The sequence below is a fragment of the Piscinibacter sp. PDB5-1 genome (assembly GCF_056676035.1).
Window position 1 is genome coordinate 1,305,467 of record NZ_JBWVZL010000001.1, and the last position, 18,610, is coordinate 1,324,076.

The 18,610-nt window shown below is 68.0% G+C and carries 19 protein-coding genes; 13 read left to right on the forward strand and 6 right to left on the reverse strand.

Going from position 1 to position 18,610, the window contains the following annotated elements:
• Positions 1-2 precede the first annotated feature (2 nt).
• From AC1KAT_RS05900 to ssuE, 4 genes are all read right to left on the reverse strand, one after another.
• Positions 3-1,004 carry a sulfonate ABC transporter substrate-binding protein gene (locus tag AC1KAT_RS05900; RefSeq protein WP_480323748.1) on the reverse strand — a complete coding sequence of 334 codons (1,002 nt, stop codon included), beginning with the start codon at positions 1,002-1,004 and terminating at the stop codon, positions 3-5.
• A 275-nt stretch (positions 1,005-1,279) separates the two neighbouring features.
• Positions 1,280-1,870 (reverse strand): RBBP9/YdeN family alpha/beta hydrolase, encoded by a 591-nt coding sequence (locus AC1KAT_RS05905; protein ID WP_480323750.1) that lies wholly within the window; start codon positions 1,868-1,870, stop codon positions 1,280-1,282.
• A gap of 9 nt (positions 1,871-1,879) precedes the next feature.
• On the reverse strand, positions 1,880-2,098 hold the full coding sequence (locus tag AC1KAT_RS05910) for a TOBE domain-containing protein (RefSeq protein ID WP_480323752.1): 219 nt from the start codon (positions 2,096-2,098) through the stop codon (positions 1,880-1,882).
• Between the two features lie 53 nt (positions 2,099-2,151).
• Positions 2,152-2,802, reverse strand: coding sequence for an NADPH-dependent FMN reductase (gene ssuE, locus AC1KAT_RS05915; protein ID WP_480323754.1), 651 nt, complete (start codon positions 2,800-2,802; stop codon positions 2,152-2,154).
• Between the two features lie 239 nt (positions 2,803-3,041).
• Between ssuE and AC1KAT_RS05920 the strand changes: the two genes are divergently transcribed.
• From AC1KAT_RS05920 to groL, 4 genes are all read left to right on the forward strand, one after another.
• Complete coding sequence (locus tag AC1KAT_RS05920; RefSeq protein WP_480323756.1) at positions 3,042-4,157, forward strand: sigma-54 interaction domain-containing protein; 1,116 nt, start codon at positions 3,042-3,044, stop codon at positions 4,155-4,157.
• A 120-nt stretch (positions 4,158-4,277) separates the two neighbouring features.
• Positions 4,278-5,411 (forward strand): SMP-30/gluconolactonase/LRE family protein, encoded by a 1,134-nt coding sequence (locus tag AC1KAT_RS05925; protein WP_480323758.1) that lies wholly within the window; start codon positions 4,278-4,280, stop codon positions 5,409-5,411.
• A 180-nt stretch (positions 5,412-5,591) separates the two neighbouring features.
• Entirely contained in the window at positions 5,592-5,882 is a 291-nt protein-coding gene (gene groES / locus AC1KAT_RS05930; protein WP_480323760.1) for a co-chaperone GroES, read from the forward strand.
• A gap of 134 nt (positions 5,883-6,016) precedes the next feature.
• The gene (groL, locus tag AC1KAT_RS05935) at positions 6,017-7,663 is read left to right on the forward strand and encodes a chaperonin GroEL (RefSeq protein ID WP_480323762.1); all 1,647 of its coding nucleotides are present in this window, start codon (positions 6,017-6,019) and stop codon (positions 7,661-7,663) included.
• A 172-nt stretch (positions 7,664-7,835) separates the two neighbouring features.
• Here groL and metK read toward each other — a convergent pair whose 3' ends face one another.
• On the reverse strand, positions 7,836-9,020 hold the full coding sequence (metK, locus tag AC1KAT_RS05940) for a methionine adenosyltransferase (RefSeq protein WP_480323764.1): 1,185 nt from the start codon (positions 9,018-9,020) through the stop codon (positions 7,836-7,838).
• Positions 9,021-9,242: 222 nt separating this feature from the next.
• Here metK and AC1KAT_RS05945 point away from each other — a divergent pair, with 222 nt between their 5' ends.
• From AC1KAT_RS05945 to AC1KAT_RS05985, 9 genes are all read left to right on the forward strand, one after another.
• Positions 9,243-10,103: a lysophospholipid acyltransferase family protein gene (locus tag AC1KAT_RS05945; RefSeq protein ID WP_480323766.1), complete on the forward strand. Its 861-nt coding sequence runs from the start codon at positions 9,243-9,245 to the stop codon at positions 10,101-10,103.
• A 12-nt stretch (positions 10,104-10,115) separates the two neighbouring features.
• On the forward strand, positions 10,116-10,991 hold the full coding sequence (locus AC1KAT_RS05950) for an LpxL/LpxP family acyltransferase (protein WP_480323768.1): 876 nt from the start codon (positions 10,116-10,118) through the stop codon (positions 10,989-10,991).
• 71 nt (positions 10,992-11,062) lie between these two features.
• The gene (gene dapF / locus AC1KAT_RS05955; RefSeq protein ID WP_480323770.1) at positions 11,063-11,914 is read left to right on the forward strand and encodes a diaminopimelate epimerase; all 852 of its coding nucleotides are present in this window, start codon (positions 11,063-11,065) and stop codon (positions 11,912-11,914) included.
• An 8-nt stretch (positions 11,915-11,922) separates the two neighbouring features.
• The gene (locus tag AC1KAT_RS05960; protein WP_480324315.1) at positions 11,923-12,603 is read left to right on the forward strand and encodes a DUF484 family protein; all 681 of its coding nucleotides are present in this window, start codon (positions 11,923-11,925) and stop codon (positions 12,601-12,603) included.
• Between the two features lie 19 nt (positions 12,604-12,622).
• A complete protein-coding gene (locus AC1KAT_RS05965; protein WP_480323772.1) occupies positions 12,623-13,570 on the forward strand; it encodes a tyrosine recombinase XerC in 948 nt (315 codons plus the stop codon).
• Between the two features lie 14 nt (positions 13,571-13,584).
• Entirely contained in the window at positions 13,585-13,935 is a 351-nt protein-coding gene (locus AC1KAT_RS05970; protein ID WP_480323774.1) for a YbaN family protein, read from the forward strand.
• Positions 13,936-13,974: 39 nt separating this feature from the next.
• On the forward strand, positions 13,975-15,156 hold the full coding sequence (locus AC1KAT_RS05975) for a class I SAM-dependent rRNA methyltransferase (RefSeq protein WP_480323776.1): 1,182 nt from the start codon (positions 13,975-13,977) through the stop codon (positions 15,154-15,156).
• A gap of 132 nt (positions 15,157-15,288) precedes the next feature.
• Positions 15,289-15,741, forward strand: coding sequence for a rhodanese-like domain-containing protein (locus AC1KAT_RS05980; protein ID WP_480323778.1), 453 nt, complete (start codon positions 15,289-15,291; stop codon positions 15,739-15,741).
• A gap of 84 nt (positions 15,742-15,825) precedes the next feature.
• The gene (locus AC1KAT_RS05985) at positions 15,826-17,370 is read left to right on the forward strand and encodes a methyl-accepting chemotaxis protein (protein WP_480323780.1); all 1,545 of its coding nucleotides are present in this window, start codon (positions 15,826-15,828) and stop codon (positions 17,368-17,370) included.
• Between the two features lie 63 nt (positions 17,371-17,433).
• Here AC1KAT_RS05985 and AC1KAT_RS05990 read toward each other — a convergent pair whose 3' ends face one another.
• Entirely contained in the window at positions 17,434-18,594 is a 1,161-nt protein-coding gene (locus AC1KAT_RS05990) for a GGDEF domain-containing protein (RefSeq protein WP_480323782.1), read from the reverse strand.
• Between the last annotated feature and the right edge of the window lie 16 nt (positions 18,595-18,610).

Here is an 18,610-nt window from a genome sequence, read left to right on the forward strand (position 1 = left end):
CCTCACTGGGCCGCCGCGACGGCGCGTGCCGGCAGCGCGTCAGACACCTGGATCGCCTTCGGGATCAGCTTCAGCTCGAAGAAGGTGTCGGCGATCTTCTGCTGCTCGGCCACGACCTGCGGCGACAGCGGCTTCACGTCGTAGCCGTAGCGGCGGATCGACGACTCGACCACCGCCGGGTCCAGCCCCTGCTGCGGCGCGATGATCTGCGCGGCCTGCTGGATGTTGGCCTTGAGCCAGCGGCCCTGTTCGGCGGTGTCTTGAAACAGCACGCGGATCACATCCGCGCGCTTCTCGGCGAAGCCCCGCTCGGCCAGGTAGTAGGCGTAGTTGGGCGCCACGCCGGTCGCGTCGGCCAGCACCCGCGCACCGACCTGTTTTTCGGCGGCCGACAGGAACGGGTCCCAGATGGCCCAGGCATCGACCGCGCCCTTCTCGAAGGCGGCACGCGCATCGGCGGGCGTCAGGTACACGGGCTGCACATCGCTGTACTTGAGGCCATGCTTTTCGAGCAGCTTCACCAGCAGGTAGTGCACGTTGCTGCCCTTGTTGAAGGCGACCTTCTTGCCCTTGAGGTCGGCCACGCGCTTGATGGGCGAGTCTTTCGGCACCACCACCGCCTCGGCCTGCGGCGAAGCCGGGTCGTGGCCGATGTAGACGAAATTCGCGCCCGCAGCCTGCGCGAAGATCGGCGGCGCCTCACCGACGAAGCCCACGTCCACCGAACCGACGTTCAGGCCTTCGAGCAGCTGCGGCCCGGCCGGAAACTCGACCCACTTCACGCCCACGCCCAGCGGCGCAAGGCGCTTCTCGAGCGTGCCCTGCGTCTTCTGCAGCACGAAGAGGCTGGCCGATTTTTGATAGCCGATGCGCAGCACGTTGGCCTGCGCCGAAGCGGGCGTGCTCACGCTGGCGAGCGAAAGTCCGAGCAGCGCGGTCGATGCGAAGGTCGAGGCGAGCGCCAGCGCCTGGCGGCGCGTGGCAGAGAAGAAGTTCGAGTTCATGTCTGAGTCCTGGGTTGCTGAAGTCGCACCGTGTTGCGTCGGTGAGTGGGGCCCACGTTAGGCAGCAAGTCGCCGGCTGAAAACGAAGCGATTCGCTTTTGCTTGAGCGAAAAACAGATACGACCGGCGCGGCTCGTTGCCCTGCGTTCACCCACGCCGCGACGCTGCTGAAAACCCAGCAGCCGCAGCGCCGGGGCTGCTGTGATGCACACAGGAAATGCCTCGAATGCAGCATGGCCCCGACCCTGACCGCCGGCGCGCCGCACCCACGGGCTTCAGATGGCGAACAACAGCTCGTTCGCGTCGGCCCGCTCGATGCGACGCGTGCGCTCGACCCGCTGCCGCAGCAGCTGCGTGAGCTGCTTGCCTTGCGGCCAGGGCCCGAAGCCCGACTCGGTGTTGATGTGCCCGACATCACCGAGGTTGATGAAGTGCGCCTGCCACGCGATGGCCCAGGCACGGGCATCGCCCACATCCATCCACGGGTCGCTCGTGCTGCCCACCAGCACGGTGGGCCGACCGAAGGGCGACAGCGGCAGCAAGGGCGTGACGCCGAACTTGTCGGGGTGGGCCGGGGCCACGAGCAAGGCCGCCTCGACCCCCTGCCCGCCCTGCCCCAGGTAACGCGCCAGCGACAGGCAGCCGAAGCTGTGCGCGACGGCGATCCAGCGCGTGGCCGGGTGGCGGCGTATCGTCTGGTCGATGCGTTCGGCCCAGCGCTGCACGTCGGGCCGCGCCCAGTCGTCTTGCTCGACACGCACCGCGCCCGGCGCCTGCGCCTGAAGCCAGGTCTGCCAATGCGCGGGCCCGCTGCTGTGCAGGCCGGGGATCACCAGCAGGCGGGTCGTGTCGCTGCGCGCGCTCATGGTGAGGCCTCAGAGCGTGGCGATCGAGACCTCGGTGGACTTCACCAGCGCGATCACGTCGCGCCCGGGGGCCAGGCCGAGTTCTTTCACCGAACGCGTGGTGATGACCGAGGTGACGATCAGGCCCGAGGGCGTCTCGACGTCGATCTCTGAGACGACCGGGCCTTCGATGATCTCTTTGACCTTGCCGCGAAACTGGTTGCGAACGTTGATGGCGGTGATGCTCATGGCTTTTCCTTGGGGGGGTGAATGAACGAAGGGGTTGAATGGATCACGGCCGCTCAGATCGACCAGCGCACCTCGGCCGAAGGCCAAGGCGCCGGCGGGTCGGCCTCGCTGCCCGGGCGCGGTTGCAGGCGCGCCAGCAGCGCGTCGCGCTCGCGCGCGGCCTCGGCTTCGCGCCGCAAGGTGTCCGACCGGTCCACCAGGATCTGCAGCGAGCGCGTGACGCGGTCTTGCACGTCGGCATCGGGCGCGTAGCCCCGCGTATCGTGCCGGGGCACCTGCACGTCGGTGGCGAAGACGGGGCTCAAGATGTCGCGCGCACCCAGCGCCGACAGCACCGGCTTGAGCGCGTAGTCGAGCACCAGCAAGTGCGCGAGGCTGCCGCCGGTGGCCAGCGGCAGCACGGTCTTGCCGGCCAGCCCGTCTTGCGGCAGCAGGTCGAGAAAGCTCTTGAGCAGGCCGCTGTAGGCCGCCTTGTAGATGGGCGTGGACACCAGCACCACCTGCGCCTCGTGCACCTGCTGCAGGGCCTGGCGAATCAAGGGGTGGTCGAACTGCGCGTGCAGCAGCGCTTCGGCCGGCAGTTCACGCACGGCAATCGCATGAAAGCTGCTCGCCACCGCTTGCAAGCGGGCCTGCGCCAGGTGCAGCAGGCTGGCCGAGCGCGAGGTCGGCGTGGGGCTGCCGGATATGCCAACGATCTTCATCTCAAGGGGCTTCAGGGGCGATGCGAATGAAGCCCACGATACGAAGCCGCCCTTCATCGCGGAACGAAGAAGAACGGCTTTGCATCGAGAGAATCCGCATAAAGGCAGCGCACCGGCCGCGCCTTGAGAACGCAGGCGCAGCCCGCAGCAGGCAGCGTGCCCCGACCTGCACGCGAACCGACAAGCTCATGCGATTTCCTTCGTTCCTTGGGTGAAAGGCGAACGGAACAATCGGCCGCATGACGACATCGCTCCCCGTTCTGACCTTGCCCGAGGGGTCGAGCCCCGCCCCTTCGATCCGCGCCAAGGCCTTGCTGTTCGAAGACCCGAAGTCGCGCGCCCTGCTCGAACAGATCGAACGCATCGCCAGCAGCGATGCCACCGTGCTGGTGGTGGGCGAGACGGGCACCGGCAAGGAACTCGTCGCGCGCCACCTGCACCAGTCGAGCCGGCGCCGCGGCCCCTTTGTCGCGGTCAATTGCGGGGCCTTCAGCGAAAGCCTGATCGACGCCGAACTCTTCGGCCACGAGTCGGGCGCGTACACCGGCGCGGTGGGCTCGCGCGCGGGTTGGTTCGAAGCGGCCGAAGGCGGCACGCTGTTTCTCGACGAGATCGGCGACCTGTCGCGCCCCTTGCAGGTGAAGTTGCTGCGCGTGCTGCAAGAACGGCAGGTCGTGCGCCTGGGCTCGCGCAAGGCCATCCCGCTCGACGTGCGGCTGGTGGCCGCCACCAACATCGACTTGCAGCAAGCGGTGGATGCGCAGCACTTCCGGGCCGATCTGTTCTATCGCTTGAACGTGGCCGCGCTGAACCTGCCACCGCTGCGCGAGCGGACCGACGACATCCTGCCGCTGGCCGAGCACTTCGTGCGCGTGTACGCCGCGCGCATGGGGCTCGGTCCGGTGCGGCTCGACGACAGCGCGCGCAGCGCCCTGCTGGCCTACCCCTGGCCCGGCAACATCCGCGAGCTCGAAAACGTCGTGCACTTCGGGCTGATCGTCTGCCGCGACGAGGTGATCCGCGCACACGACCTGAAGCTCGTGGCGCCGCCTGCCACCCCGCCCAGCCCGCCGGTGCCGACGGCCATCGACGCCCCAGCGCCATCGGCGCTGCAAGCGCTGGGCGCGCAGTTCGCCGAGCTCGCGCGCGAGGGCCAGCCCGAACTCTTCCACGCCATCGAAGGCACGCTGGTGCGGGCCATCTATGCGCTGTGCCGCGAGAACCAGGTGCAAAGCGCACGCACGCTGGGCATCACCCGCAACACGCTGCGCACGCTGCTCAAGCGCCATGGCCTGCTGGCGGCCACGCCCGACGACGAGCTGCAGCCGGTGGCCGAGCACCTGAACGCGGCGTAGCCGCCCCCGCGGGGCGATCCCCTTCCGTCAACGATGATGGGCGCCGCGCGGCCACGCCGGCCGCTGCACCCACCACAAGACAAACCCCCGGCAGCGCCGGACGGAAGGAGCACGCGTCCCATGAAACCCGCCCGCACCCGCGGCATCGCCCGAGTCATCACCCGCCTCGCCCTCGCGGGCCTTGTGGCGCTCGCCGCCTACCTCGCCCTCTGGCCGGTGCCGATCGAACCGGCCCGCTGGCAGGCGCCGGCAGCGCCGGGTTACGTCGGCCCGCATGCGCGCAACGAACGCCTGGCGCAGCTGCGCACCATCGACCTGGGCGGCGAGGTCGGCCCCGAGCACGTCGCCATCGGCCCGGACGGCCAGCTCTACGCCGCCGTGGCGAGCGGCGCCCTCTTGAAGATGGCACCCGACGGTAGCCAGCGGACCGTCATCGCCCGCACCGGCGGCCGCGTGCTGGGCTTCGACTTCGATGCGCAGGGGCACCTGGTCGCCGCCGATGCGCTGAAGGGCTTGCTGCGCGTCGCCCCCGACGGCACGGTCGCCGTCCTCGCCGACCGGGTCTCGACTGACGACCCGATCCGCTACGCCAACAGCGTGGTGGTGGCGCCAAGCGGCACCGTCTACTTCACCGACGCCTCGGGACGCTTTGCGCCGCGCGACTGGGGCGGCACCTTCGAGGCCAGCGTGCTCGACATCCTCGAACAGTCGGCCACGGGCCGCGTGCTGGCCTACGACCCGGCGACGCGCCAGGTGCAGGTGGTCGCGCGCGGCCTGGCGTTCGCCAACGGCATTGCACTGTCGGCCGACGGCCAGGCCCTCTTCGTCAACGAGACGGGTCGCTACCGCATCTGGAAGCTCGATGCCCGTGCCCGCGACCTCGACCTGTCTCGCGCAACGCAAGCCCGAGCGCAGGTGCTGCTCGACAACCTGCCGGGCTATCCCGACAACCTGATGCGCGGCCGCGAGGGGCGCCTGTGGGTCGGGCTGGCCAAGCCGCGCAACCCCACCATCGACAAGATGGCCGACACGCCTTTCCTGCGCAAAGTCACGCTGCGGCTGCCGCGCGCGTTGTGGCCGATCCCCCCGGCCTACGGCCATGTCTTCGCGATCGACGAACAAGGCCGCGTGCTCGAAGACCTGCAAGACCCGGACGGCGCCTACCCCGAAACCACCAGCGTGGCCGAAACCGCCGACCGGCTCTACATCCAGAGCCTGCACGCGCATGGGCTGGGCTGGTTGCCACGGCGTTGAGGTGACAACCCTTGAAACGCGTCACCTCGTCCCTATAATTCCGTCTGCTAGCACTCGCCCCCGGTGAGTGCTAACGATGCCGAAAGCCACCGGCGATCCGGCATCCCGCACAAGTTAATGGGCGCACACTTGCGCTTCATTCCCCGAAAGAACTTCGTTCTGAGACATCAAGGAGATGCTATGAAACTTCGTCCGTTGCACGATCGCGTGATCGTCAAGCGCCTCGAACAAGAAACCAAGACCGCTTCGGGCATCGTGATCCCCGACGCCGCCGCTGAGAAGCCGGACCAGGGCGAAGTCCTGGCCGTTGGCCCGGGCAAGCGCAACGACAAGGGCGACTTCATCGCTCTGAACGTCAAGGTCGGCGACCGCGTGCTGTTCGGCAAGTACAGCGGCCAGGCCGTCAAGGTGGACGGCGACGAACTGCTCGTGATGCGCGAAGAAGACCTGTTCGCTGTCGTCGAAAAGTAATCGGCACCGTCGATTGCTTTCGTCGAGGCTCCCTTCGCACAGCGAAGTCAAGGGCGGCAGGCCCGACCGGAGACAAAAGTAATTCGACGCCCGCTTGAACAGCTCAACCCTCTAAGAATTTCGGAGTAATACACATGGCAGCAAAAGACGTGATCTTCGGCGGCGAAGCCCGTGCCCGCATGGTCGAAGGCGTGAACATCCTCGCCAACGCCGTCAAGGTGACCCTGGGCCCGAAGGGCCGCAACGTGGTGCTCGAGCGCTCGTTCGGCGCCCCCACGGTGACGAAGGACGGCGTGTCGGTCGCCAAGGAAATCGAACTGAAGGACAAGCTTCAGAACATGGGCGCGCAAATGGTCAAGGAAGTTGCTTCCAAGACCAGCGACAACGCCGGTGACGGCACCACCACCGCCACCGTGCTGGCCCAGGCCATCGTGCGCGAAGGCATGAAGTACGTGGCCGCCGGCATGAACCCGATGGACCTGAAGCGCGGCATCGACAAGGCCGTGACGGCCCTGGTTGCCGAGCTGAAGAAGGCTTCGAAGGCCACCACGACCAGCAAGGAAATCGCGCAAGTCGGCACCATCTCGGCCAACAGCGACCTCGACGTCGGCCAGATCATTGCCGAAGCGATGGACAAGGTCGGCAAGGAAGGCGTCATCACCGTCGAAGACGGCAAGTCGCTGAACAACGAACTGGACGTCGTCGAAGGCATGCAGTTCGACCGCGGCTACCTGTCGCCGTACTTCATCAACAACCCGGAAAAGCAAGCCGCGATTCTGGACAACCCCTTCGTGCTGCTGTTCGACAAGAAGATCAGCAACATCCGCGACCTGCTGCCCACGCTGGAGCAAGTGGCGAAGGCTGGCCGTCCGCTGCTGATCATTGCCGAAGAAGTCGAAGGCGAAGCCCTGGCGACGCTGGTGGTCAACACGATCCGCGGCATCCTGAAGGTCGTGGCTGTGAAGGCCCCTGGCTTCGGCGACCGCCGCAAGGCCATGCTGGAAGACATCGCCATCCTGACGGGCGGCAAGGTCATCGCTGAAGAAGTCGGCCTGACGCTCGAGAAGGTCACGCTGGCCGATCTGGGCCAAGCCAAGCGCGTTGAAGTGGGCAAGGAAAACACCACCATCATCGACGGCGCCGGCGCTGCAGCCGACATCGAAGCCCGCGTGAAGCAAGTGCGCGTGCAGATCGAAGAAGCCACCAGCGACTACGACCGCGAAAAGCTGCAAGAGCGCGTGGCCAAGCTGGCCGGCGGCGTGGCCGTCATCAAGGTCGGTGCTGCCACCGAAGTCGAGATGAAGGAAAAGAAGGCCCGCGTCGAAGACGCGCTGCACGCAACCCGTGCCGCCGTTGAAGAAGGCATCGTGGCCGGTGGTGGCGTGGCCCTGCTGCGCGCCCGTCAGTCGGCTGGCTCGATCAAGGGTGACAACGCCGACCAAGAGGCCGGCATCAAGCTGATCCTGAAGGCGATCGAAGCGCCGCTGCGCGAGATCGTGGCCAACGCCGGTGGCGAGCCGAGCGTGGTGATCAACGCCGTGCTGGGTGGCAAGGGCAACTACGGCTTCAATGCCGCCAATGACACCTACGGCGACATGATCGAAATGGGCATCCTGGACCCGACCAAGGTGACCCGCACCGCGCTGCAAAACGCCGCGTCGGTCGCTTCGCTGATGCTGACGACCGAGTGCATGGTCGCCGAATCGGCCAAGGACGACGCCCCGGCCGGCGGCATGCCGGGTGGCATGGGCGGCATGGGTGGCATGGGCATGGACATGTAAGTCCAGGCTCTCTGCCTGCTTGACGAAAGGGCTGCTTCGGCAGCCCTTTTCTTTTGTGGCGAGCCCGGGACTGTCCTGTTCAGCCTTGACCTCTGGCCCCGCTCAAAGAGGCCGGGGCACCACAACGAAAAAGGCCGCCCGAAGGCGGCCTGTGTTCGTTCGCGGGGTCGGTTTACTTGAGGCCCGCGGCGGCACGCAGCGTGGCGGCCTTGTCGGTGCGCTCCCAGCTGAACTCGGGCTCTTCGCGGCCGAAGTGGCCGTAGGCCGCCGTCTTGGTGTAGATCGGGCGCAGCAGGTCGAGCATCTGGATGATGCCCTTCGGGCGCAAGTCGAAGTGCTCGTTGACCAGCTTGGCGATCGCGTCGTCGGAGATGACGCCGGTGCCTTCGGTGTAGACCGTGACGTTCATCGGGCGGGCAACGCCGATGGCGTAGGCCACCTGGATCTGGCACTGCTTGGCCAGGCCGGCGGCGACGATGTTCTTGGCCACGTAGCGTGCGGCGTAGGCGGCCGAGCGGTCCACCTTCGAGGGGTCTTTGCCCGAGAACGCGCCACCACCGTGCGGGCAGGCGCCGCCGTAGGTGTCGACGATGATCTTGCGGCCGGTCAGGCCGCAGTCACCTTGCGGGCCGCCGATGACGAAGCGGCCGGTCGGGTTGATCAGGTACTTCGTCTCTTTCAGCCATTCCTTGGGCAGGACGGGCTTGATGATCTCTTCGATGATGGCTTCGGTGAACGAGGCCTTCATCTTGTGCTGAGTCTCGCTCTGGTCGGGGCTGTGCTGCGTGGACAGCACGACGGTGTCGATGCTGTGCGGCTTGCCATCGACGTAGCGCATCGTGACCTGGCTCTTCGCGTCAGGACGCAGGAAGGGCAGGCGGCCGTCCTTGCGCAGCTGGGCCTGGCGCTCGACGAGGCGGTGCGCGTAGTAGATCGGCGCGGGCATCAGCTCGGGCGTTTCGTCGCAGGCGTAGCCGAACATCAGGCCCTGGTCGCCGGCGCCGATGTTGAGGTGGTCGTCGGAGGCATGGTCCACGCCCTGGGCGATGTCGTTCGACTGCTTGTCGTAGGCGACGAGCACCGCGCAGCCCTTGTAGTCGATGCCGTATTCGGTGTTGTCGTAGCCGATGCGCTTGATGGTGTCGCGCGCGACCTGGATGTAATCGACGTGGGCGTTGGTGGTGATCTCACCGGCCAGCACGACGAGGCCGGTGTTGGTCAGCGTCTCGGCGGCGACGCGCGAGCGGGGGTCTTGCTCGAAGATGGCATCGAGGATCGCGTCGGAGATCTGGTCGGCGACCTTGTCGGGGTGGCCTTCAGAGACGGATTCGGATGTGAAAAGGAAATCGTTCGACACTCTTAAACTCCAGTCAGGTTGCGGATCGCGTTGCCGGCCTGATGAATCTGGAGGAGCGGCGAACGCTTTAGCAGAATTTATGGAGCCGGCATACACCGGCCCGGCAGTGCCAGCACGCTGGCCCTGCGTCGCCCCGCAAGTAGTTCAGTAACTCGGCGACGGGCGGATTATAGGAACAAGGATTGGCGGTTCAGCCCCCCTGAATCGCACGAACAAGCACCCATGCTGAGACTTTTTCGTTGGCTCTCGGGCTGGCCGCTGTGGCTGCTGCAGGCCGTCGGGGCCGCGCTGGGCTGGTTGAGCTACGCGCTCTCGCCGGCGTATCGCAAACGTTTCCGTGCCCACGCGCAGATGGCGCAGGTGCCCGCGCGGCGCGCACGCGGTGCGGTCGCGTCGGCCGGGCGCATGGTGATGGAGCTGCCTTACCTGTGGATGCGCCCCGCCGAGCAGTCCATCCTGCCCCGCATGCGCTTCGAAGGCGCCGAGCTGCTCGACGCGGCGCTCGACCGCGGCAAGGGCGTGCTGCTGCTCACGCCGCACATGGGCTGCTTCGAGGTCACGGCGCAGGCGATCGCCGAGCGCTTCGGCCACAAGCAGCCGATCACGGTGCTGTACCGCCCGGCGCGCCAGCCCTGGCTGAAGGACATCGTGCGCACCTCGCGCGAACGCCCGAGGCTCGCCGCCGCCCCCGCCTCGCTGGCCGGCGTGCGGCAGATGATCCGCGCCCTGCGCAAGGGCGAGATGGTCGGCCTGCTGCCCGACCAGGTGCCGCCCGAAGGCATGGGCGTCTGGGCACCCTTCTTCGGCCAGCCCGCCTACACGATGACGCTGGCGGCGCGGCTCGCGCAGCAGACCGGCGCCGAACTGCTGCTGACCTGGGGCGACCGCCTGCCGCGGGGCCAGGGTTATGTGCAGCGCTTCTTTCGCTTTCCCGAGGCATTGCCCGACGACGCCACGGCCGCCGCGACGGCGATCAACCGCGCGATGGAAGGGTTGATCCGCCAGTGCCCCGAGCAGTACCTGTGGGGCTACCACCGCTACAAGGCGCCACGCCCGCAGGCCGATGCGGGCGACAAGGAATAGAGGTCACGGACCATGGGCGCACGCCTTCTTCTGGGCACGATGTGGTTGATCCACCGCTTGCCGCTGCCGCTGCTGGCCGCGCTTGGCCGCACGCTCGGCACCTTGCTGTACCTGCTGGCCGGCTCGCGCCGCCGCGTCGCGCTGCGCAACCTCGAACTGTGTTTTCCGGACTGGCCCGCGGCGAAGCGCCAAAGCCTGGCGCGTGAACACTTCCAGTGGCTGGGCCGCAGCATCCTCGAACGCAGCGTGTTGTGGTTCGCCTCGGGCGAGCGGCTGAAGCGACTGATCCAGGTCGAAGGCGATGTGAAGCTCGCCGAGCGCAGCGAGCGCCCGGTGATGTGGCTGGTGCCGCACTTCATGGGGCTCGACGTGGCCGGCATGGCGACGCAGCTGTTCCAGACCCGCACGGTCACGTCGATCTACCAGGCGCAGACCAACGCCGCGATGGACGCGGCCATTCGCCAGGGGCGGCTTCGCTTCGGCAATGCCGAGATCTTTCCGCGCAGCGACAAGGCGCTGCCGCTGATCCGCGCCATCCGCCGCGGCCATGCGTTCTTCAACCTGCCTGACATGGACTTCGGCGAGCGCGACGCCGCCTTCGTGCCCTTCTTCGGCGTGCAGGCGGCCACCCTGCTCGCGCCCTCGCGCATGGCCAAGTCGCTGGGCATGGTGGTGCAGCCGGTGATCGCCGAGATGCTGCCCGGCGGTGCGGGCTACCGCGTGCGCTTCGGCGAGCCGTGGACGCACTTCCCGAGCGACGACGCGCTGGCCGACACGGCCGCGATGAACCGCTGGATCGAGGACGAGATTCGCCGCAACCCGGCGCAGTACCTGTGGGTGCACAAGCGCTTCAAGACGCGGCCGGCGGGCGAGCCGAGCTTGTACTGACCGGCGGGTGCGGCCTGCCGAAGGAAGCCCCACCCCGTGACGGCAAGCCCCAAGGCGGATAATCGCCGCCCATGAGATTGCGCTTCACCAAGATGCAAGGCGCGGGCAACGATTTCGTCGTGCTCGACGCCACGCGCGAACCGCTCGCGCTGACGCCCGATCAACTGCGCCGCCTGGGCGACCGCCGCTTCGGCGTGGGGGCCGACCAGATCCTCGTGGTCGAAAAGAGCGCGACACCCGGCATCGACTTTCGCTACCGCATCTTCAACGGGGCCGACGGCGAAGAAGTCGAGCAATGCGGCAACGGCGCCCGCTGCTTCGTGCGCTTCGTGCACGACAAGGGCCTCACCGCGCAGGACACCATCCGCGTCGAGACGATGAACACGCTGCTGGAGCTGCGCCTGCAGACCGATGGTCGCGTCACCGTGGACATGGGCGCGCCGGTCTTCGAGCTGGCGAAGATCCCGTTCGATGCGAGCGGCCTGCAAGCCCACGAGGTGAACGGCTTCGCGCTGTGGCCGCTCGACGTGGCTGGGCAGACGGTGCACGTCGCACCGGTGTCGATGGGCAACCCGCACGCGGTGCAGGTGGTGGCCGATGTCGATGCCGCGCCAGTCGAAACCCAAGGCCCGCTGATCGAGGCGCATGCGCGCTTTCCGCGCAAGGTCAACGCCGGATTTCTGCAGGTCGTGAACCGGGGCCATGTGAAGCTGCGCGTCTACGAGCGCGGTGCCGGTGAAACGCTGGCCTGCGGCACCGGGGCCTGCGCGGCCGTGGTCGCCGGCATCCGCCAAGGGCTTCTCGATGCACGCGTCGATGTGGACACACGCGGTGGTCGCCTGACCATCGAATGGCATGAGGGCGGTCACGTGATGATGACCGGCCCCGCCGTCACCGTTTTCGAAGGAGAGATTGAGCTGTGAGCACCGACCTGGGCATCCAAGGCATCACCGAAGGTGACATCGCCAACTACCTGGCGCAGACGCCGGGCTTCTTCGAACGCCACGCCGAGCTGCTGGCGAGCATCCAGCTGCTGAGCCCGCACGGGCAGCGCGCGGTGTCGCTGCAAGAGCGGCAGATGGAGATGCTGCGCGAGAAGAACCGCGGACTCGAACTGAAGATCGTCGAGATGATCCGCCACGGCCAGGACAACGTGGCCATCGCCGACAAGCTGCACCGCTGGACGCGCAGCATCTTGCTGACGCAAGACCCGGCCGACCTGCCCGGCGTGCTGGTCGGGCAGTTGAAGCACCAATTCATGATTCCGCAGGCGGCCATCCGCGTGTGGGGCGCCGATGACGCGTTCATCGGCCTGCCCTTCAAGACGACGGTCACGCCCGATGCGCAGAGCTTCGCGTCCAGCCTGTCGCTGCCCTATTGCGGGTTGAACTCGGGCTTCGAGGCGGTGTCGTGGCTCGAAGACCCGGCCACCGTGGCCTCGATGGCGCTGGTGCCGCTGCGCAACGAGCTGAGTTCGCCCGCGTTCGGCATGCTGGTGCTGGCCTCGCCCGACCCGACCCGCTTTGCCGTGGACATGGGCACCGAGTTCCTGGCGCGCATCGGCGAACTTGCCAGCGCCGGGCTCACGCGCTTGTTGCCCGCGCAAGACTGACCACGCCGCCGGGCCCTGCATGAACGCCCCGGTGCTGCACGACGACCTGCGCCAGCACCTGCTGCACCTGCACACCGAGCGACGCCTCGCCGAGCGCACCCGCGCGATGTACAGCGAGGCGTTCTTTCGTTTGCAAACGTTTGCCGCCGAAGCACCGGTCGATCTGCTGAAGGTGCAGACGCACCACGTGCGCCGCTGGGCCGCCACGCTGCATGGGCGGGGGCTCGCGCCGCGCAGCATCGCCATCGTGCTGTCAGCCTGGCGCGGTTTTTACCGCTGGCTGGGCCGCGAGGGCCGCGTGGCGCTGAACCCGGTCGAAGGCGTGCGCGCGCCCAAGGCGCCGAAGCCGTTGCCGAAGGCGCTGTCGGTCGATCAGGCCGTGGCGCTGGCCGAGCACCAGGACGATGCCGACGACCCCGCACTCGCCGCACGCGACCACTGCATCGTCGAGTTGCTGTACGGCTGCGGCCTGCGCGTGGGCGAACTGGTCGGGCTCGACCTGCACCCCGGCACGCAGGCCGCCGGCTGGATCGACGCCAGCGACGGCAGCGCCCAGGTGCTGGGCAAGGGCAGCAAGCGCCGCAGCGTGCCGGTGGGCGCACCGGCCTTGAAGGCCTTGTCGCACTGGCTGACGCTGCGCCCGACGCTGGCCGATGCCGGTGAGCCCGCACTCTTCGTCAGCCGGCGTGGCACGCGGCTCACGGCGAGCCAGGTGCGCTCGCGCCTCAAGCGCCAGGCGCAGCAGGCCGGGCTGCCCACGCACGTGCACCCGCACATGCTGCGGCACTCGTTCGCGTCGCATGTGCTGCAGTCGAGCGGCGACCTGCGGGCGGTGCAAGAGCTGCTGGGCCACGCGAACATCACCACCACCCAGGTCTACACGCGGCTCGACTTCGGCCACCTGAGCAAGGTGTACGACGCCGCGCACCCAAGGGCGAAGAAGCGCAGCGAAGGGACCTCATCCTGAGAAAAGTCGCCGTGATGCTGCTGTGGCGGCTGCTGGCCGTCGTGTCGCTGATGCTGGGGCTGATCGGCGTGGCGCTGCCTGTGCTGCCCACGGTGCCCTTCATCCTGCTGGCGGCCTGGGCGGCCGGCAAGGGCTGGCCGCAGCTCGAAGCACGCATGCTCGCCCACCCGGTCTATGGCCCGCCCATCGTGCGCTGGCGCACCCGCGGCTCGGTGCCGCGCAAGGCGAAGTGGTTCGCCACCGTGGGCATGTCGGCCAGCGTGGTCTGGATCGCCATCTCACCCGCGCCCGATGCGGTGAAGGTCGCCGTGCCGCTGCTGTTGCTGGCGGTCGGCGTGTGGCTGTGGCGGCGCCCCGAAGACTGACGGCCCCGACGCGGTCGCGCTGCGCGGACAATCGCGCCCATGAAAGTCATTCGTCTTCGCGAGAACAAAGAACGCTCGCTGCTCAAGCGCCACCCCTGGGTCTTCGAAGGCAGCATCGCGTCGGGCAAGGCCGACCCGGGCGAGACGGTCAAGGTCACGGCGCACGATGGGCGCTTTCTGGCCTGGGCCGCGTACAGCCCCAGCTCGCTGATCCGCGTGCGCGCCTGGAGCTTCGACGAGGCCGAGCGCATCGACGCCGCCTTCTTCGCGCGGCGCATCGCGCAGGCCGTGGCCATTCGCAAGCGCCTGCCCATCGCCAGCGACGGCGTGCGGCTGATCCACGGCGAGGCGGACGGGCTGCCGGGGCTGATCGTCGATCGCTACGGCGACACGCTGAGCGCACAGTTTCTCAGCGCCGGCATCGAGCGCTGGAAGGCGACGATTGCCGACCAACTGCTCGACGCCACCGGCGCGAGTCGCCTCTACGAACGCAGCGACGCCAGCGCGCGCGGCCTCGAAGGTCTGCCCGAGGTGACGGGCTGGTTGCGCGGCGACGGGCCGACGGCCGTCACCATCCACGAACACGGCTGGCAGCTCACGCTCGACGTCGCCGAAGGCCACAAGACCGGCTACTACCTCGACCAGCGCGACAGCCGCAAGCTCTTCGCCGACACGGTGCGGCACTTCGGCTTTCAGCGCGTGCTCAACTGCTACAGCTACACCGGCGGCTTCAGCGTCGCGGCGCTGGCCGGTGGCGCACGCGAGGTGACGAGCGTCGATTCGTCGGGCCCCGCGCTCGAACGCGCCACGGCCCATGTGGTGCTCAACGGCTTCGACCCGGCCCAGCACACCGCGCTCGACGCCGACGTGAACCACACGCTGCGCCGCTTCGTGCACGAAGGCCGGCGCTTCGACGCCATCGTGCTCGACCCGCCCAAGTTCGCGCCCACGGCCTCGCACGCCGAACGCGCCGCGCGCGCCTACAAAGACATCAACCGCCTGGCCTTCCTGCTGCTCGAACCGGGCGGCGCGCTCTTCACCTACTCGTGCTCGGGCGGCATCAGCGCCGACCTCTTCCACAAGATCGTGGCTGGCGCCGGGCTCGACGCCGGGGCCGATGGCCTGATCTACGCCCGCACCGGCGCCGCGCCCGACCACCCGATGACGGTGACCTTTCCCGAGGGCGAATACCTCAAAGGCTTGGTGATTCTCAAACGCTGAACGGTCTGCCGCGCCGGACCCCAAATACTTGACACGCGCCGCGCTCAAGTCGGGGGCTGGCGGGCCGAAAGGGTTCTCGAAGCCGTGGTGAAGGGTTCACCCGGCCAGCTGTCGTCAAACAGGGAGAACCAGATGAACAAGCGCAATTGGATGAAGTGGCTGCTTTGCAGCGTGATGGGTGCCGCGGCCGTGGCCGGCGTGCAGGCGGCTGAAACGCCGTCGAGCCTGGCCGGTGTGAAGATCGTCGCCGCAGAAGAAGTGAAGAAGATGCTCGACAGCGGCGTGCCGGTGATCGACACCCGCGTGGCGGCCGAGTTCGCCGAAAAGACCATCAAGGGCGCCAAGAGCGTGCCCTACAAGGAAAAGAGCACCAAGGACGTCGGCTTCGACGCCTCGCTCGACCAATTCGACCTGACCAAGCTGCCGGCCGACAAAGCGGCGCCGCTGGTGTTCTTCTGCAATGCGGGCGAATGCTGGAAGAGCTACAAGGCGTCGGTGGCCGCGCAAAAGGCGGGCTACAAGAAAGTGCACTGGTTCCGCGGCGGTGTGCCCGAATGGACGCAAAAAGGTCTGCCCACCCAGTAAGCGGCAGGCGCTGACCGCTGCTCTTTCCAGCACGGGCCGGCTGCACGCCGCACCCGGCGCTGGGTCGCCGAACCGAGGCCGTTCATGAGATTGCATCTTTCGATCAAGGGGCGCCTGCTGGCCCTGACCGCGCTCGCGCTGCTGGGCGTGTGCGCCCTGGCCGCGCTGGCCATCGGCTCCAACCAAATCAACCAGCGCGCGCTCGACTCGCTGTACGACCGCGAGATCCAGACGCTGGTGCGCCTGCAGCGGCTCGAAAACGCGCTGCTGGAAGTGCGGTTTCGCGCGGCAGGGGTGCTGCTCGATCAGCTGCCCATTCCCGGCTCGCTCAACCATGTGCGTGAGATGCGCGCGCGCATCGGCGCCTTGCGCGACGAGCTTTCGGCACAAGGCACGCAAGACTTCGCCGAAGGCGAGATGCGCGACACCGCCGATCGCCTGGCCAAGGGCTGGCCGGTCGTGGAGAGCACGCTTGCCAAGCTCGAAAAAGCTTATGTGGACAAAGACCGCAACCTGCTCACCAGCGTGCTCGAAGACGACTGGGCCACCCTGCACCAGGCCAGCATCAAGCCTTTGCAAGCGCTGATTCCGTTGACGCAGCAGCAGGCCGAGCAGAGCCACGACGCCGCCCACCGCAACAGCGCTCGCCTCTTGAGTGCCGGCGTGGCCGTGGCCCTGCTGTGCCTGGTCGGCCTGGCGGCCATGGCCTGGCGCACCGCTCGCTCGGTGCTGCACCCGCTCGTCGGCATCGAAGAAGCCATGCAGCAGATCGCGCAAGGCAACCTCACCACGCGCATGCCGCCGGCGCGGGCCGACGAACTGGGGCGCATCGTGACGGCACTGGTCGAGATGCAGCAACGCCTGCGCAGCCTGGTGGCCGATGTGCACCACACCTCGCAGTCGATCGCGAGCGCCAGCCAAGAGATTGCAGTGGGCAACCAGGACCTGAGCAGCCGCACCGAACAGGCGGCCGCGAACCTTCAGCAGACCGCCAGCTCGATGGAGCACTTGACGCAAACGGTGCGCCACTCGGCCGACTCGGCACAGCAGGCGAACACGCTCGCGAGTTCGGCCGCGCAGGTGGCCGGGCGTGGCGGCGAGGTGGTGTCGCAGGTCGTGGCAACGATGGCCGACATCAACGCCAGCTCGAAGAAGATCGCCGACATCATCGGCGTGATCGACGGCATCGCGTTCCAGACCAACATCCTCGCGTTGAATGCCGCCGTCGAAGCGGCGCGCGCGGGCGAGCAAGGCCGCGGCTTCGCGGTGGTGGCCTCAGAGGTGCGCTCGCTGGCGGGCCGCTCGGCCGAAGCGGCGCGCGAGATCAAGGGCCTCATCGGCGCCTCGGTGGACAAGGTCGAATCGGGCTCGCGCCTGGTGGCCGATGCAGGCCAGACCATGACCGAGATCGTGAACTCGGTGCAGCGCGTGAGCGACATCATCGGCGAGATCACGGGCACCGCATCCGAGCAGTCGAACGGCATCGGGCAGGTCAACACGGCCGTGACGCAACTCGATCAGATGACGCAGGCCAACGCCGCGTTGGTCGAGCAGTCGGCCGCCGCCGCAGAGAGCCTGCGCGGCCAGACACGGCGCCTCGCCGAGGTGGTGGGCACGTTCAAGGTCTGAACGCCACGGCGCGCGGCCGGACGCCGACGCGCGCGCCGGCACCTGCCACCCGGTGAGGCCGGGTCACCCCATGCGCACGCAGTTGCGCCCTTCGCGCTTGGCCACATAGAGCGCGCCATCGGCACGGCCGAGCAGTTGCGTGGCCGTCTCGCCCCGGCGACACAAGGCCACGCCGGCCGACACGGTGACGCGCAGCCCAGGGGCGATGGACGTCCAGTCGTGCTGCTCGACGCCGGCGCGCACGCGCTCGGCCGCGGCCAGGGCCGAAGGCTCGTCCTGGGTCGACGTGAAGACCAGTAAGAACTCTTCGCCGCCATAGCGCCCGAGGCGGTCGGTGGTGCGCATCTCGTTCGCCGCACGCACGGTGAAGCCACGCAGCACCGCGTCGCCGGTGGCGTGGCCCTGGGTGTCGTTGATCTGCTTGAAGTGGTCCATGTCGATCAGCGCCACGCTGAAGGGCACGCCGGTGCGTTGCATGCGTTGGTGCTCTTCTTCGAGCAGCCGCATGATGCTGCGGCGGTTGAGCGCGCCGGTCAGCTCGTCGCGGTTGGCCAGCAGCGCGAGCTTCTCGAAGGTGGCCGCCAGCTCTTGGTTGCGCTGCGCCAGCGCGCGTCGAAACTGCGCGCTCACATAGCCCAGCAAGGCCACGCGCGCCAGCAGCAAGGCGAACCACACGCCCGACACCACCCGCTCTTGCCAGGTGGCCATGGGCAGCGCGAGGCGGTCGCCCACCAGCATGACCACCGCGCCCACCACGCCGGCGATGCCCAGGCACGCCGTCATCACCCAGCCGGTGCTCATGCGCAGCGCGCCGAAGCCGAAGATCGTGAACAGCACCATCAGGAACAGCAGGCCCACCTGCGGCACCCACAGCATGAAGCCGATGTTGAGCAGCGTGGTGAACAGCATCTGCGGCGCGATGAGGTAGTGGTCGCGCAGCCGGTCGCCCATGCCGCCTCGCATCACCCAATAGAAGAGCCCGCACGACACCGCCCCGGCCGACAGGTACAGCAGCGGCACCGCCACCTCGACGGTGCCCAGCCACGCCAGCGCCATCAGCAACAGGCCATCGACCAGGTAGCTGGCGAGCACCATGCCCAGCATGCGGATGCGCTCTTGCCGCCGACGCGCCAGCCGCGCGGTCGGCGAATGGAAGGCCGTGGCCGCAGCGCCGGAATCGAGCACCGAGTGCGAGAAAGAAGACGGCGGCGACGGAGATTTCATCGGTGTAGCGGGTCTT

Excerpts from the sequence above, each read along its gene's own strand:
- groES (WP_480323760.1), top strand. The coding sequence starts at position 5,592 with ATGAAACTTCGTCCGTTGCACGATCGCGTGATCGTCAAGCGCCTCGAA.
- AC1KAT_RS05945 (WP_480323766.1), top strand. The coding sequence starts at position 9,243 with ATGCTGAGACTTTTTCGTTGGCTCTCGGGCTGGCCGCTGTGGCTGCTG.
- AC1KAT_RS05970 (WP_480323774.1), top strand. The coding sequence starts at position 13,585 with ATGCTGCTGTGGCGGCTGCTGGCCGTCGTGTCGCTGATGCTGGGGCTG.
- AC1KAT_RS05980 (WP_480323778.1), top strand. The coding sequence starts at position 15,289 with ATGAACAAGCGCAATTGGATGAAGTGGCTGCTTTGCAGCGTGATGGGT.
- AC1KAT_RS05985 (WP_480323780.1), top strand. The coding sequence starts at position 15,826 with ATGAGATTGCATCTTTCGATCAAGGGGCGCCTGCTGGCCCTGACCGCG.
- AC1KAT_RS05925 (WP_480323758.1), top strand. The coding sequence starts at position 4,278 with ATGAAACCCGCCCGCACCCGCGGCATCGCCCGAGTCATCACCCGCCTC.
- groL (WP_480323762.1), top strand. The coding sequence starts at position 6,017 with ATGGCAGCAAAAGACGTGATCTTCGGCGGCGAAGCCCGTGCCCGCATG.
- ssuE (WP_480323754.1), bottom strand. The coding sequence starts at position 2,802 with ATGAAGATCGTTGGCATATCCGGCAGCCCCACGCCGACCTCGCGCTCG.
- AC1KAT_RS05905 (WP_480323750.1), bottom strand. The coding sequence starts at position 1,870 with ATGAGCGCGCGCAGCGACACGACCCGCCTGCTGGTGATCCCCGGCCTG.
- dapF (WP_480323770.1), top strand. The coding sequence starts at position 11,063 with ATGAGATTGCGCTTCACCAAGATGCAAGGCGCGGGCAACGATTTCGTC.
- AC1KAT_RS05920 (WP_480323756.1), top strand. The coding sequence starts at position 3,042 with ATGACGACATCGCTCCCCGTTCTGACCTTGCCCGAGGGGTCGAGCCCC.
- AC1KAT_RS05910 (WP_480323752.1), bottom strand. The coding sequence starts at position 2,098 with ATGAGCATCACCGCCATCAACGTTCGCAACCAGTTTCGCGGCAAGGTC.
- AC1KAT_RS05975 (WP_480323776.1), top strand. The coding sequence starts at position 13,975 with ATGAAAGTCATTCGTCTTCGCGAGAACAAAGAACGCTCGCTGCTCAAG.
- AC1KAT_RS05990 (WP_480323782.1), bottom strand. The coding sequence starts at position 18,594 with ATGAAATCTCCGTCGCCGCCGTCTTCTTTCTCGCACTCGGTGCTCGAT.
- AC1KAT_RS05900 (WP_480323748.1), bottom strand. The coding sequence starts at position 1,004 with ATGAACTCGAACTTCTTCTCTGCCACGCGCCGCCAGGCGCTGGCGCTC.
- AC1KAT_RS05965 (WP_480323772.1), top strand. The coding sequence starts at position 12,623 with ATGAACGCCCCGGTGCTGCACGACGACCTGCGCCAGCACCTGCTGCAC.
- AC1KAT_RS05950 (WP_480323768.1), top strand. The coding sequence starts at position 10,116 with ATGGGCGCACGCCTTCTTCTGGGCACGATGTGGTTGATCCACCGCTTG.